Origin of the sequence: Acinetobacter sp. YQ_14, from assembly GCF_043102985.1 — a bacterium.
GTDB lineage: Bacteria > Pseudomonadota > Gammaproteobacteria > Pseudomonadales > Moraxellaceae > Acinetobacter > Acinetobacter venetianus.
Genome location: NZ_JBICJJ010000014.1, coordinates 74390 through 89407, shown reverse-complemented (window position 1 = coordinate 89407; position 15018 = coordinate 74390). Strand labels below are relative to the sequence as shown.

The window sequence follows — 15018 nt, the reverse complement described above, 5'->3', positions numbered from 1 at the left end:
CTGAACATCCCTTTTTGATTCACAAGGTAACTAAAGTCACGATCAGGTAGGGCTTTGGTTAGTTCATCTTTGAGGATGCTACGCATTTTAATAATACGCTCACGCATCTCTTTCACTTCACCCTGCCATTGTTGGTTTAAATCAGCATCATTGAGTACTTGATCAACCAACCATGCACCTGTTGTTGGTGGGCTAGAGTAGATACGACGTACTGTTGCTTTTAACTGGCCGAATGTGCATTTTGCGGCTTCAGCATCGTCACAAACGAAGGTTAAACCACCAACACGCTCACCATACAGTGAGAAGATTTTAGAGAAAGAGTTGCTGACAATAAAGTTCAAGCCCGCTTGGTCTAGAGCACGGATTGCATAAGCATCTTGTTCCATACCATCGCCAAAGCCTTGATAAGCGATGTCGAGGAATGGAATCAGATTACGCTCTTTTAACACTGCAATCACTTGATCCCATTGTGCTGGATTTAAATCCGCACCTGTTGGGTTGTGGCAGCATGGGTGTAATAACACGATGCTTTGTTCAGGTAGCGTATTTAATGTCGATAACATGCCATCAAAATCAACACCACGTGTTTTAGCATCAAAATATGGATAGAAGTTGCTCTTGATGCCAGCGCCGTTGAAGATCGCAACATGGTTATCCCACGTTGGTTGGCTCACCCAAACTTCTGAATTTGGAAAATAAGTTTTTAAGAAATCTGCACCGACTTTTAATGCACCTGAACCACCCAAAGTTTGAATGGTAGCAACACGACCTTGTTGAATTGCTGGGCTGTTTGTACCAAACAATAATGCTTGAATCGCATCACGGTAAGGTTTGAAGCCTTCCATTGGGAGATAAAGTTTGGTTTTATCATTTTTAGGTGCAATACGTTTTTGAGCTTCGATAATGGTATCAAGCTGAGGAACGATACTGTCTTCATTGTAGTACAAACCAATACTCAGGTTAACCTTTTCAGCGCGAGAATCAGCATTAAACTGTTCCATTAAAGAGAGGATTGGATCGCCTGCATAAGGTGGGATATGTTGAAACATTAACAATGTCCTTTTATTCAACAAGGTGCATGGATGTGTCTTGAGGAGCGCTGCTCCAGATGCCCAATAATGTACCAATAAAGCGATGATGAAGCACGCTGTTATTTACATCTAGTGCAGTATTTACTTACAAATTTCATGGTAAATGGATCAATTATAGAGATTGTCTACAATCAAGCTGTCATACCATGGTCTTAGGATGAAACCTGATCAGCAATAAAAAAGGGTACAACTTAAATAAAAGAATCAAATTTTACTTATTTTAATTAATTGTTTTATAACAAAATTATTAAAATTTTACTTGGGTTCTCTTATGTTATAACTGTTAGGTCAAGATTGTAGGATTGACTGAGCAAGTCTATTTTATTGTCGACAATCCTATTGCATTTTTTATTATATCTCGTTATAAAATCATCAAAACTGTAGAGATTGTCGACAATATGCAAGATACCCTTGTTCCTCAAGCCATCAGCACAAGTCAGGGAATGACCCTGACGGAACATGTATTTAAGCAAATTCAATCGGCGATTGTATTAGGACAAATTCCTGCGGGCAGTAAGATTTCTGAGCCTGAGTTAGCACGTATTTATGGGATTAGTCGTGGTCCTTTACGTGAGGCGATCCATCGTCTAGAAGGCCAGCGATTGGTTGAGCGTACTGCACATGTTGGTGCGCGAGTTGTTTCTCTTTCTCTACAACAGTTTAAAGAACTGTACCAAATTCGTGCTTCACTTGAAGGCTTAGCTTGTAAGTTAGCTGCACAGCATATTGATAAAAAACAAATCTTAGCATTGCGTGATGTGTTGCGAATGCATGCTGAAGATGAAAATTTTAAAGCAGGTAAGGGTTATTACCTACAAGAAGGTCAAGACGATTTCCATTACTGCATTATCAAAAGCAGTGGCAATAAAACCTTAGAAAAAATGTTATGTGATGAGCTGTATCACCTCATCCGTATGTACCGAATTCAGTTTTCAAACACCCCAGATCGACCAAGTAAAGCTTGGGACGAACATATCCGCATTTTAGATGCGATCGCAGAAGGTGACGGTGAACTTGCCGAAATGCTGATGCACCGTCACATAAATGCATCTTACAAAATTGTTGAGCAAACATTGCTGCAAACCCAAGGAGAACATCAACATGGCTAAATCTGCTGGTCAGCTATTCCGCGACGCGGTCGCAAATGAAAAACCATTACAAGTGGTCGGTGCGATTAACGCCAATCATGCATTGTTAGCAAAACGTGCAGGCTATAAAGCAATTTATTTGTCTGGTGGTGGTGTGGCTGCTGGTTCGTTGGGCTTACCTGATTTGGGTATTAGCAACCTTGATGATGTATTGACGGATGTACGCCGTATTACTGATGTATGTGATTTACCATTATTGGTTGATGTGGATACAGGCTTTGGTGCTTCAGCATTTAATATCGCACGTACCACTAAATCAATGATTAAGTTCGGTGCAGCAGCAATGCACATTGAAGACCAAGTGGGTGCTAAGCGTTGTGGTCACCGTCCAAATAAAGCCATCGTCACGCAACAAGAAATGGTGGATCGTATTAAAGCGGCAGTGGATGCACGTACTGATGAAAACTTTGTGATCATGGCACGTACTGATGCACTTGCAGTTGAAGGCTTGCAGGCAGCGATTGACCGTGCAGGGGCATACATTGAAGCAGGTGCGGATATGTTATTCCCTGAAGCGATCACTGAATTGGCAATGTACAAGCAGTTTGCTGATCTGACCAAAGTTCCAGTATTAGCGAACATTACTGAATTTGGTTCTACACCATTGTTTACGACTGAAGAATTGGCTTCTGCGGATGTGAGCATTGCGTTATATCCACTTTCAGCATTCCGCGCGATGAACAAAGCTGCAGAAAATGTCTATGAGACGTTGCGTAAAGAAGGCACACAGAAGAACGTAGTCGACACTATGCAAACGCGTCAAGAATTGTATGAACGCATTAACTATCACGCGTTTGAACAGTATCTTGATGCATCATTTGAAAAAGCAAAATAAGGAATCCCCCTAAGTCCCCTTTTTTCAAAGGGAGACTTTCCTCCCTTTCAAAAGGAAGGTGAGGAGCGGTTGTAGCTCCGCAAGTGGGATTTTAGAACTCATAATTCACATAGAAAGAACAGAAAAGGACAATCTTATGAGCAGTAATGAAACTCCAACAGGCTTCAAGCCAAAAAAATCAGTTGCGTTAAGTGGTCAAGTTGCAGGTAACACTGCACTTTGTACCGTAGGTCGTAGTGGTAATGACTTGCACTATCGTGGCTACGACATTCTTGACCTTGCAGTGGGTAGCGAATTTGAAGAAGTTGCACATTTGCTTGTACATGGCAAACTTCCAAACAAAGCTGAGTTGAAAGCCTATAAAGCAAAACTTAAAGCACTTCGTGGCTTACCAGCAGCATTGAAAACTGCACTTGAGCAGTTACCTCCATCTGCACACCCAATGGACGTCATGCGTACAGGTGTTTCAGTTCTCGGTTGTTTAACACCTGAACATGAAGACCACAATGAAGCAGGTGCAAAAGACATCGCTGACAAATTGATGGCAAGCTTGGGTTCAATGTTGTTGTATTGGTATCACTTCAGCAACAACGGTCGTCGCATCGAAGTTGAAACCAATGATGACTCAATCGCAGCGCATTTCCTCCATTTACTTCATGGCGAAGCGCCATCTGAAGAATGGATTCAAGCAATGCATACCTCTTTGATTTTGTATGCAGAGCATGAGTTCAACGCATCTACATTTACTTCGCGTGTTGTTGCAGGTACAGGTTCAGACATGTATTCAGCAATCACGGGCGGTATTGGTGCGCTACGTGGACCAAAACACGGTGGTGCGAATGAAGTTGCATTCGTGATTCAACAACGTTATGACAACGCTGACGAAGCAGAAGCCGACATCCGTAGCCGTGTAGAGAAAAAAGAAGTTGTGATCGGTTTTGGTCATCCTGTCTATACCGTTTCTGATCCACGTAACGAAGTGATCAAGAAAGTGGCGCGTGAACTTGCTGAAGCACAAGAAAATACCAAGATGTATCTGATCGCTGAGCGTTTAGAAGCAGTGATGAAAGAAGTGAAGAACATGTTCCCGAACCTCGACTGGTTCAGCGCGGTGAGCTATCACTTGATGGGTGTTCCAACAGCAATGTTCACACCATTATTCGTAATTGCTCGTACAGCAGGTTGGTCTGCACACGTGATTGAACAACGTCAAGACGGCAAGATCATTCGCCCAAGCGCGAACTATACTGGCCCTGAAAACTTAGAATTCAAACCATTGGCGGAGCGTGGTTAATGTCAAATCAATACCGTAAACCGCTGGCAGGTACCCAGCTCGAATACTATGACGTGCGTCAAGCCGTTGAAGATATTCAGCCAGGCGCATACGAGACCTTGCCATACACCTCTAAAGTGTTGGCAGAGCAGCTTGTACGTAAGGCTGATGCAGAAAACTTAACTGATTATTTAAAGCAATTGATTGAACGTCGTCAGGATATGGATTTTCCTTGGTATCCTGCGCGTGTGGTATGCCATGACATCTTAGGTCAAACCGCACTGGTTGACCTTGCAGGTCTGCGTGATGCGATTGCTGACAAAGGTGGCGATCCTTCCAAAGTGAACCCAGTAGTTCCAACGCAGTTGATCGTCGATCACTCTTTGGCAGTGGAATATGGCGGCTTTGATCCTGACGCGTTTGAGAAAAACCGTGCAGTCGAAGATCGTCGTAATGAAGACCGTTTCCACTTTATTGAGTGGACTAAAACTGCATTTAAAAATGTCGATGTGATCCCAGCGGGCAACGGCATCATGCACCAAATCAACTTGGAGAAAATGTCTCCAGTGATCCAAAATCGTGATGGCTTGGCGTTCCCAGACACATGCGTAGGGACAGATTCACATACCCCACATACCGATGCGCTTGGCGTGATTTCAGTCGGTGTCGGTGGTTTGGAAGCTGAAAATGTGATGTTGGGTCGTGCATCATGGATGCGTCTTCCTGACATTATTGGGGTTGAGTTTGTAGGTCAGCGTCAAGCAGGCATTACTGCAACCGATATCGTGTTGGCATTGACTGAGTTCTTGCGCAAAGAGCGTGTGGTGGGTGGCTATCTCGAGTTCTTTGGTGAAGGCGCTGACAGCATGTCTGTGGGCGACCGTGCCACGATTTCGAACATGACACCTGAATATGGCGCAACTGCGGCAATGTTCTACATCGACCAAAACACCATTGATTATTTACGCCTGACAGGTCGTGAAGATGCACAAGTGGCATTGGTTGAACAATACGCAAAAGAAATAGGTCTTTGGGCATCGGATATGACCAAAGCGCAGTACCCACGTGTACTTCGTTTCGATCTTTCAACAGTGACTCGTAACATTGCAGGGCCATCAAACCCACATGCACGTGTATCGACGGCTGACTTGAAAGCGAAAGGTATTGCAGGGAATTTGGATGTTGCGAAAGCACAAGAAGCAGAAGGTTTAATTCCTGATGGTGCCGTGATTATTGCGGCAATTACCTCATGTACCAATACCTCTAACCCACGTAATACCGTGGCGGCGGGTCTATTGGCGCGTAAAGCCAATGAACTTGGTTTAGTGCGTAAACCTTGGGTGAAATCATCATTTGCACCAGGCTCTAAAGCAGCGGCTTTATACCTAGAAGAAGCAGGCGTATTGGGTGATTTAGAAAAACTTGGCTTTGGTATCGTAGCGTATGCATGTACTACGTGTAATGGTATGTCAGGCGCACTTGATCCAGTGATTCAACAAGAAATCATTGACCGTGACTTGTATGCGACAGCGGTACTTTCGGGTAACCGTAACTTCGATGGTCGTATCCATCCATACGCAAAACAAGCGTTCCTTGCATCTCCGCCGTTGGTGGTAGCGTATGCAATTGCCGGTACTATTCGTTTTGACATTGAAAAAGATGCACTAGGTACAGACAAAGACGGTAATCCAATTTACCTGAAAGACATTTGGCCATCTGATGCTGAAATTGATGCCTTAGTAAAAGAAGCGGTGAAGCCTGAACAATTCCGTAAAGTCTACATTCCAATGTTTGACCTCGGTGAAGTTGAGCAAGCGGAAAGTCCACTTTACGACTGGCGTCCGCAAAGTACCTATATCCGTCGTCCGCCGTATTGGGAAGGGGCGTTAGCTGCACCACGTACTTTGTCAAATATGCGTCCGCTAGCGATTTTGGGTGACAACATCACTACTGATCATTTGTCTCCATCGAATGCAATCTTGATGGATTCGGCTGCGGGTGAATACTTGCACAAAATGGGCGTACCTGAAGAAGACTTCAACTCATATGCGACACACCGTGGTGACCATTTGACAGCACAACGTGCAACATTTGCCAACCCTAAATTGTTTAATGAAATGGTGGTTCGTTCAGACGGCACGATTAAGCAAGGTTCAAAAGCGCGTGTCGAGCCAGAAGGCGAAGTGATGCGTATGTGGGAAGCGATTGAAACTTACATGAATCGTAAGCAACCGTTGATCATTGTCGCGGGTGCGGATTATGGTCAAGGTTCAAGCCGTGACTGGGCAGCGAAAGGTGTTCGTCTTGCAGGTGTTGAAGCGATTGTTGCGGAAGGTTTTGAGCGTATTCACCGTACTAACTTAGTGGGTATGGGTGTTTTACCGCTTGAGTTTAAAGCTGGTGTGAATCGTAAAACATTAGGTTTAGATGGTACTGAGCTATATAGCGTGATTGGTAATATTGCACCGCGTTCGACTTTAACTTTAGTGATTGAGCGTGCCACCGCGGATGGCAAAGAAGAAATTGTTGAAGTACCTGTGACTTGCCGTTTAGATACAGAAGAAGAAGTTTCTGTATATGAAGCGGGCGGTGTACTTCAACGTTTTGCGCAAGACTTTTTAGAAGGTCAAGTGGCTTAATACTTTAGCTAAAAGTAATTGATATTGTTTAAAAAAGACCCTACTTTAGAGTAGGGTTTTTTTGATTGTAAATTATGCAAGTGATAGAGAAATTAAAAGAGTATGAAAATTTTATTAGGCATAGGCATGGAGATGAATCTTGGGTAACGGTATATAAGTTAATACCTATAGGTGATAGCGATGAAGATTCAGGCATGTATTGTGCTTTAGTTGCCATAGACTCTACAGAACAAGCTATGAGTAACACAGGTTGGGATGTCGGATTTGGAACAGGTGGGGCGGGGTTTAGTTGTACTTCTGAAGATGGTGAAAATAAGGTTGATTATAATTTAAACATAGATGATCCATTTTTGAGATTAGTTTTGCGAAGAGAATTCAATGGTATATATGAAAATTATTGTGAGATATTAGAGGAATTTAGACTTTTATATAATCTTTTCTATGATTGTAGTCAAAATATTTACCTAGATTTTGATGATTCTGGTGAACCTATTCAAGTTATCAAAGTAGAAGAAAATGAGATAAAAATAAAGCGAAAATATTTAAAATCCTTCATGGCAGTTAAGCAAATGAATTTGGTGCTATATTTTGAATCAACTTGGCACACAAATGATCAGATAAGTTTAGGAAAAGAAATTAAAGAGAGCAATTGGACTTACAGTATTTACTGCGGCGACTCTTATGTAAAAAGATACTCAAGATTTTTGAGAATTTGTGGTAAAAAGCTATTTAATTGTGAGGCTGTAGATACTTGTAATATTTGGCCTTTTGAAAAGATAAAAAAATATCAATCGTTTATAATTGGAGGGGATGAGGATGCACCAATCGAATACACTTCAAACCCTGAGAAATTATCAAACTATTTCGGTAAAAATCCTGAGGCTCCTCATTATTTAACTTCTGTATTTTTTAAAAATGAAGTAATGCAAAAGTACTATGGAAGTTCAAAATATAAAATCCAAGATGGATATTTAATTAAAAATGGCATATGGCGATTGAGATTTGATAATAATTCTGATGATCATATTTCGGTTTTTCTTGGCGACTTAGGAGAGGATTTACCTGAAGTTGAGCAAATTTATTGGAGAAGTTTTAATATTCTTCCTGATGGTAGACAAATTAGCAGAGCAAATTTTGAAAGAAGTTTTTTAGGTAATTTTTATGATTCTGAAAAGGCTGAACATATTTTTAAAGCTAAATTTAATGAGTTTCAAGAGTACTGGTTACAAAAATATGGTTGGAACTTCTTTTTACCTTTGACAGAGAAAGATACACATTTTTTTGATTCTATTAGAACTTTATTATCAAATGAACAATCAGAATTTGATAATCAAATTTTAGGGTTAGCAAAGTCAACAATTGATTCTGTAAACATCAAAGATCTAAGTAAATTTTTAGATGTTGAAAACGAAAAATCGATTTCATTGATTTTGAAATTAATAGAGGGCTCTGAAAATTTTGATGATTTTCAAGAGTTGCTCAGAGGTGTTCAAGCACTGCGATCATCTGGTGTTGCTCATAGGAAGGGTACGGAATATGAAAAACAAATAAAAAAATATGAGGTTCTTGATAATAACTATCGTCATGGTTTTAATAGATTTTTATTAGGTTTTGTAGCGCTATTTAATGAATTAATGGGGAAAAGTTTTTAGTAGAGTATTTAATTATTACCTTTCAGCCACCACTATTTGTCAGAAAGGTCAATAAATAATCAAAACTATCACGCTATAGTATATATACCATTTCTAAAATCTATGGAGAACAAAGATGGTAACTGCTGGCGAAAAACCTGGAACTGGCTTCTATTTTTGTGTCCAATGCGGACACCGCACCTATTTAGAAATTGGTACTGATCGTTTACCTCCGTGTACCAAATGCCTTGGCAATCAATTCAACAGTAAGAATGCCTAAGCCGCAAACACCAAACAGTTACCCACTGTTTTGATGAAAGCCCTGTCACTCGATAGGGCTTTTTTGTTACTTTAAAATATGAAATAACAAGATAGCGATATCTGACAAAAATAAGGAAAACCCAGATGGAAACAATTTTAGGACTTTGTATCGGCGTAGGATTAAGCGCAGCCTGTGGTTTTCGTGTCTTTGTTCCTTTATTGGTGATGAGCATTGCAACCCTGATGGGCTGGTATGAACCTGCAAAAGGTTTTGAATGGTTAGCGATCCCTGCTGTATGCGCGGCACTTGGATTTGCAACCATCTGTGAAATCGCAGCTTACTATGTGCCGTGGGTCGATAATCTCTTAGATACCATCGCTACGCCTGCTGCTGTAGTGGCAGGTACACTCAGTACGATGGCGGTCAGTAGTGGAGAAATGTCACAGTTTGCAACGTGGGCAGCTGCGCTGATCGTGGGTGGTGGAACAGCAGGCGTGGTGCAAATGAGTACCGTAGCTGCACGTGGCGTTTCAACTGCAACTACTGGTGGACTGGGTAATTTTGTGGTGGCAACAGGTGAGTTGATTGGGTCAATTGTCTTATCAATCTTGACATTTGTGATGCCTGTGGTGATTACGGTTTTGGTGATTATTCTTGTGATTGTAGTGATACGTTGGGTACGTGCTAAAAAGCAGGAACAAATGGGTCATTCAACATCATAAAATTGAAAGACAAGAAAATTACGGAAACTTAAACTGTATTTTCGAGTGAAAGTTTCCACGTTTTATCACCACTTCACACGTTTTAATAAAATGTCTTTATACATAATAAAATCGCAAGCAAGGCTAAAAAACGGCTGCTTAAAGGTCGCAGGTTTATTATGCTCATAAAAGAAATGACCGACCCACGCAAAGCCATATCCGACCAAAGGTAAAGCCCAAAGTAATTTGGCATTTCCAGTCACAACAGATGCAGCAGCGATACCAATCACGCAGCTTGTCCCTACGAAGTGCAGACGACGACAAGTCGCATTTTCATGTTGCGAAAGATAAAAAGGATAAAATTCAGCTAGGGTTTTATAACGAACATCACTGGCTTCCATCTGCTCAGTATTGTTTTTCATGAGTTCTTGAGTATTGTGAGACATACGACTGCTCCATTCGTTTAAGTCGTATTTATTTTGAACACTCCACCCAAAATGGTCTTGAACGAATATGCTATCTCAACAAAAGGAATCTGATTCAGCAAAGCAGAGCAAAAATTTGGTCTATGCTTGGGATGGTGTGATTATTTATGTGACTCAAGAACATTTGAATAAAGCGCACGCACATTTTCCAGCATTGCTACAAATTAGCTGTGGTACACCATTTGCGATCACAGTGGATGAGCAGCCCCGCAGTTATCATGAGGTTGTGGTGATGGCATCTAATCTGCCGCACAGTACCGATTCAGAAAATCAGCCTTATATTGCGATTTTGATTGATCCTGATCATATACTGTATGCCTATCTGCATCCATTATTGAATGGGAATGCATTTTGTTGCTTAGCCGCATCCGCACTTGGGTTATTTCAACAACGCTTTCGGCAACTCATGTTAGGACAGCTCAGCCTAGAGCAAGCAAAACAATTGGTCTCGGATATTTTAGTCGTTTTAAATCCCAAGCCTCTTGCTTATTTACCGTGGGATCAACGCATCTTGCACGCTTGTGAATACATCAAACGCTGTGTGCCCCATCAAATTCCAACCATCGCAGATGTTGCGTTACAGGTTGGACTATCAGAGTCACGCTTGATGCATCTGTTTAGTCAGCAACTTGGACTATCTATGCGGCAATATATCTTGTGGTTGCGTATCCGCTATGCCATCAAGCTGTGGATGCAGGGCAAAACTTTGATTGAGATAGCAGTGGAATCAGGCTTTGCAGATCAAGCTCATTTCACTCGAACATTACGCCGTATGGTGGATTTTGCGCCGTCGATGCTGAAAGCCAATACCACTTTTATCAGTGATGACACTACTGAAAAATAAACTAAGCATTGAAAGAGTTCGGTCAAAGTATTTCTAAGATTTGATGCTAAGATTTTCATGAACACTCAGAAGAACTACAGATATGAAAATCGTCGCCATTCAACCTGCATTGCAGTTAGGACAGGTTGAAGCAAATTTAAAAAAACTCGAACAATTGATTTTAGCGGCATATCAAGAGCATAAGCCTGAAGTGATCGTACTTCCTGAGTCGATGACTTCTCCAAATGTCTATTCACCACAAGCTTTGCTGACACCACAACCATTGCAGGGTCAGCCCTTACAGCTTTTAATTCGTTTAGCCAAGCAATTGAATGTGGTGATCACAGGTGGCTTCGTGGCAATTCGTGACGGGCATACCTATGGTACTTATGTCATGGTGGAGCGGAATGGCGATTATCATCTGCATGACAAAGATATTCCAACTGCATGGGAGCAAAATTTCTATCGCGGTGGTTCTGATGATGGAATTGTGGATTCAAGTAGCTTGAACTCTAAGGTTGCATTGCTCTCGGGTTGGGAGTGGGCAAGATTTCGTACCGCCAGACGTGTTCGAGAACAACATGCACAGTTGATTTTAGGTGGAATGTGTTGGTATTCGATGCCAATCAATTGGTATGGGGTGTTGGGCACTTGGATGCGTCGTGAACATGAAATTTACAAACAACAAAGTGAAGCGCTACCAGCGCAAATGGCTCGCTTAACAGGTATTCCCGTAGTGCATGCTGCGCATGTCGGCGAAATCTTGAGTGATATGCCGATGTTACCTTACGTCAAATGGTTAACTGAAATGGTGGGCGAAACGCAGATTTGTGATGCTGCTGGAAATATTTTAGCGCGTATGAGTTTAGCCGATGGTGAGGGCTATATCGCCGCAGAGATTGAGTTGGCTGAACCTAAACCTGTCGAGCCTTTAGCATCTAGTTATTGGATTCCTGACATGACGCTGACTTCAAAATTAGCATGGCATGTCGGCAATCTTCATGGTGGACTGATATATCGTGTGAGACATCGCCTGAAAAAGTTTCCTTGGCAAAAACAGTTGAAGTAAACCAAAGCTAGCTTCTCATTCAACAAACAGCGAGGGCATGGTGATCTTAACCATCGCTTCTGAGTTGCAAAGACAGTATTTTTCTCAATCAAAGCTCGAAAAATCATCTTCAAGCGAGTAAATTACACTCACATTTTGATCGTGTGTTAGCGTTTATGGCTTTTACTTGGATTCTATTCACTATCATGGCTGCATTTATGCAGGCTTGGCGTAACGCATTTCAAAAACAACTCAGCACTTCAGTGGATGCTTATGGCACAACGCTGGCGCGCTTTCTATTTTCACCGCTTTTTGCCTTTAGTTATCTGGCTTTTCTGTATATGCAAAAACCTGTCACGGCAGCGGTTCATTTCTCAGATAAGTTTTGGTTTTACATTGTCATTGCTGGCGTGAGTCAGATCTTTGCGACTGCTTTGATGGTGATGTTATTTCAACAAAAAAACTATGCCATTGGTGTTGGACTAGCCAAAAGTGAAGCAATTTTAGCGGCAATCGTTGGAGTAATCTTTTTACAGGAACATCTCACGACATGGGGCTGGGTAGGGGTTCTGATCGGTGCTGTTGCAGTCTTTCTATTAAGTAAAGGTCGTCAGCATACTGAACTTTCAATGAAAACCTTAATGATCGGTTTGGGTAGTGGTTTGTGTTTTGCGATCACCTCTTTATTGGTTCGTGAAGCCAGTTTAGAGCTGAGTATGTTGCCATTTCTGCATCGTGCAGCGTGGGTATTATGCTGTTTGATCAGTTTTCAATGCATCATCATGTTGCTGTATTTGGGAATTTTCAGCCGTGAAACGCTTTATCGAATGTGGCAACGCCTCGGCTTGGTCTTTAAAGTCAGCGTATGTAGCTTTCTCGCGTCGGTGGGATGGTTCAGTGCGATGAGTATGCAGACGGTTGCGATTGTGAAAACGCTTGGTCAGGTCGAAATTTTATTTAGCCTATTAATTTCAGCCTTTTTCTTTAAAGAAAAATTGGCGAAAACAGATCATTTGGGTTTGTGGTTGGTGATTGTGGCTGCGATTATGGTGATTTGGGCATAGTTGAATGATGCGGAAACAAGAGTTGAAAATATTCATTGGACAGGAAAGATTGCTTTAGCGTATTCAGGGCAATACGAATTTGAGCATGATTTTTCAGTTTATCTCGAAAATGCGGCTTTTCCTCAGCTGATTTATGATTAAAATTTCGATTAAATATGCTTTGATTAGAATTTTTATATGATTAATTTGTGAAGTATGGGAAAAAATTCGGATTATAAATATAGATATGCAAAATTATTTTATTATTGGCTAAAAATACCATTTTTTAGGAAAACAATCCCATCAGCTTCCCCCTAAACTATATCGCAAGGGTGTGAAAGGGATCGAAAAGAGTAGCATGCACCGACGCTTACAAAGCAAGTGTGTACTTACCCAAAAGGTCTCGATTCGGCTTAGGACGCTATAGATCAAAAGTTTATAGGCAAAGGTTATGGCTTACAAAGTCATAGGTGTTGAAGTAAACAACCTCTGTTTTCCCTTGATACCCTAAAAAATTTAATCTCAACAGAATATGACCAATCAGATATAAATAATAAAAACTAGATCAAGAAAACTAAAATCGAATGTGAAATAAATCGTTAAATCTTCTAATTTTGAATATAAGTCGCTGTTTTTATATTAAAAAACAAAATGATATAATTTGCCTAAAGTTAAAATCAAAAGATGATCATACTGGAATAGGTCAGAAAAATAATGAATGAATTCGATCTAAAAATACGTTATCCGCACCAAACAGGCCGCAATGATGCTGATCATTTGGGCGCATTTGATATTGAAACGATTTTGAAAAAATTTGATGAGGTTGCTTGGCGACAGCAGTTGGTACGTCAGTTGCAATTAGACGGGGCAAGTACCAGTTTTATCGTTACAGATGAACGTTCAGGACAAACCATTCGAATCATCTTGGATGCTTTTGCCAAAACGCAGCATTTAGAATTTAAACTAGAAAGTAATATTCCTGTTTTAATTGCAAAAAAGGATGTTTTTGGGTTGCTGACACGGAAAACAAAAGACAGTATTTCGTTTAAACATTTAACGCAAAGTCGTGCCAAAGAATATCTGCTTGCATTTATGAATGGTGAAATAGCGGAACTAGAAACGCTATATCGTGAAAATTTAAGCAAGCCAATGAAGTCGGCTTCTTAATGAATCAATAACAAATCATGAAACCAGATGAATAAATGAGATCAAAGATTCTTTATTCATCACACCTGCTAAAAATAAAAAATCATTGTAGCCGAATGGTTTGGTTGTTCTATCGAGCGGGATGGTTAAATTCCCAAGATAAGCCGCTATAATCATTTGGCTTTTTTGAATCTGTTTTATATCCCATGCCATTAAATGACAATTTTATCTATATGCCACCGCAAGAACCTTTAGAGATCTTGTATGAAGATGATGATTTAGTGGTGGTCAATAAGCCCGCAGGTTTATTGTCGGTGATGGGGCGATTGCCAGAGCATCAGGACAGTGCTTATTTACGCGTTTTGGAAAAATATCCAGCTGCCAAAGTGACGCACCGCTTAGATATGGCGACCTCTGGTTTGTTGATGTTCGCCAAGCATCGAGAAGCAGAAGTCGCAGTCAGTAAAATGTTCCAAGCGCGTACAGTCAAAAAATACTATGTTGCACTGGTTCAAGGACAAATTCAGGCAGAAGGGAGTGTAGAAGTTCCATTGATCACGGATTGGGAAAATCGTCCACGTCAGATGGTGCATTTTGAGTTAGGTAAATCTGCCAAAACTTTATTTCAGTTGATGGATTATGATGCTGCAAAGGATCAAAGTCGGGTGCGTTTAGAGCCTGTGACAGGTCGCTCGCATCAGCTCCGCGTGCATATGATGCATATTGGCCATTCGATTATGGGCGATAAACTTTATCATCCCGAACCTACCAAATTTCATTTAAAACGGATGGCATTACATGCGGCTTATCTCGCATTTCAACATCCCTTGAACATGCAGGCGATAGAAATCCGCTCTGATGTGCCATTTTAGTATTGAGAAGAAATGGAAAAT

The 15018-nt window shown here is 41.1% G+C and carries 14 protein-coding genes; 12 read left to right on the top strand and 2 right to left on the bottom strand.

Annotated features, from left to right (window positions below):
- Positions 1-1049 (bottom strand): aromatic amino acid transaminase (locus ACF8D3_RS07625; RefSeq protein WP_392470959.1); only part of this gene is annotated, 1049 nt, incomplete at its 3' end.
- A 440-nt stretch (positions 1050-1489) separates the two neighbouring features.
- Here ACF8D3_RS07625 and ACF8D3_RS07620 point away from each other — a divergent pair.
- From ACF8D3_RS07620 to ACF8D3_RS07590, 7 genes are all read left to right on the top strand, one after another.
- A complete protein-coding gene (locus ACF8D3_RS07620; RefSeq protein ID WP_392470961.1) occupies positions 1490-2200 on the top strand; it encodes a GntR family transcriptional regulator in 711 nt (236 codons plus the stop codon).
- Positions 2193-3074 (top strand): methylisocitrate lyase, encoded by an 882-nt coding sequence (prpB, locus tag ACF8D3_RS07615; RefSeq protein ID WP_004882090.1) that lies wholly within the window; start codon positions 2193-2195, stop codon positions 3072-3074. Before ACF8D3_RS07620 ends, prpB begins: the two co-directional genes overlap by 8 nt.
- 136 nt (positions 3075-3210) lie before the next feature.
- Positions 3211-4368 carry a 2-methylcitrate synthase gene (gene prpC, locus ACF8D3_RS07610; protein ID WP_007478247.1) on the top strand — a complete coding sequence of 386 codons (1158 nt, stop codon included), beginning with the start codon at positions 3211-3213 and terminating at the stop codon, positions 4366-4368.
- Entirely contained in the window at positions 4368-6986 is a 2619-nt protein-coding gene (gene acnD / locus ACF8D3_RS07605) for a Fe/S-dependent 2-methylisocitrate dehydratase AcnD (protein ID WP_392470957.1), read from the top strand. The genes prpC and acnD overlap by 1 nt, the downstream gene beginning before the upstream one ends.
- A gap of 74 nt (positions 6987-7060) precedes the next feature.
- A complete protein-coding gene (locus tag ACF8D3_RS07600) occupies positions 7061-8638 on the top strand; it encodes a hypothetical protein (protein WP_392470955.1) in 1578 nt (525 codons plus the stop codon).
- A 115-nt stretch (positions 8639-8753) separates the two neighbouring features.
- Positions 8754-8897: a zinc ribbon-containing protein gene (locus ACF8D3_RS07595; RefSeq protein WP_004637424.1), complete on the top strand. Its 144-nt coding sequence runs from the start codon at positions 8754-8756 to the stop codon at positions 8895-8897.
- Between the two features lie 125 nt (positions 8898-9022).
- A complete protein-coding gene (locus tag ACF8D3_RS07590; protein WP_392470953.1) occupies positions 9023-9601 on the top strand; it encodes a DUF4126 domain-containing protein in 579 nt (192 codons plus the stop codon).
- 65 nt (positions 9602-9666) lie between these two features.
- Here the strand turns inward: ACF8D3_RS07590 and ACF8D3_RS07585 are convergent, their stop codons facing one another.
- Entirely contained in the window at positions 9667-10026 is a 360-nt protein-coding gene (locus ACF8D3_RS07585) for an Mpo1-like protein (protein ID WP_392470952.1), read from the bottom strand.
- 67 nt (positions 10027-10093) lie between these two features.
- On the opposite strand from ACF8D3_RS07585, the gene ACF8D3_RS07580 reads away from it, so the two are divergent.
- The 5 genes from ACF8D3_RS07580 (at position 10094) to ACF8D3_RS07560 (ending at position 14997) form a co-directional block, all read left to right on the top strand.
- On the top strand, positions 10094-10909 hold the full coding sequence (locus ACF8D3_RS07580; RefSeq protein WP_392470950.1) for a helix-turn-helix transcriptional regulator: 816 nt from the start codon (positions 10094-10096) through the stop codon (positions 10907-10909).
- Positions 10910-10991: 82 nt separating this feature from the next.
- Positions 10992-11957, top strand: a complete 966-nt coding sequence (locus ACF8D3_RS07575) for a carbon-nitrogen hydrolase family protein (RefSeq protein WP_392470949.1) — start codon at positions 10992-10994, stop codon at positions 11955-11957.
- A gap of 155 nt (positions 11958-12112) precedes the next feature.
- Positions 12113-13000, top strand: coding sequence for a DMT family transporter (locus ACF8D3_RS07570; RefSeq protein ID WP_192413528.1), 888 nt, complete (start codon positions 12113-12115; stop codon positions 12998-13000).
- 693 nt (positions 13001-13693) lie between these two features.
- Entirely contained in the window at positions 13694-14146 is a 453-nt protein-coding gene (locus ACF8D3_RS07565; RefSeq protein WP_023012608.1) for a hypothetical protein, read from the top strand.
- 185 nt (positions 14147-14331) lie between these two features.
- Positions 14332-14997: a pseudouridine synthase gene (locus tag ACF8D3_RS07560; protein ID WP_007478291.1), complete on the top strand. Its 666-nt coding sequence runs from the start codon at positions 14332-14334 to the stop codon at positions 14995-14997.
- Positions 14998-15018: the final 21 nt, after the last annotated feature.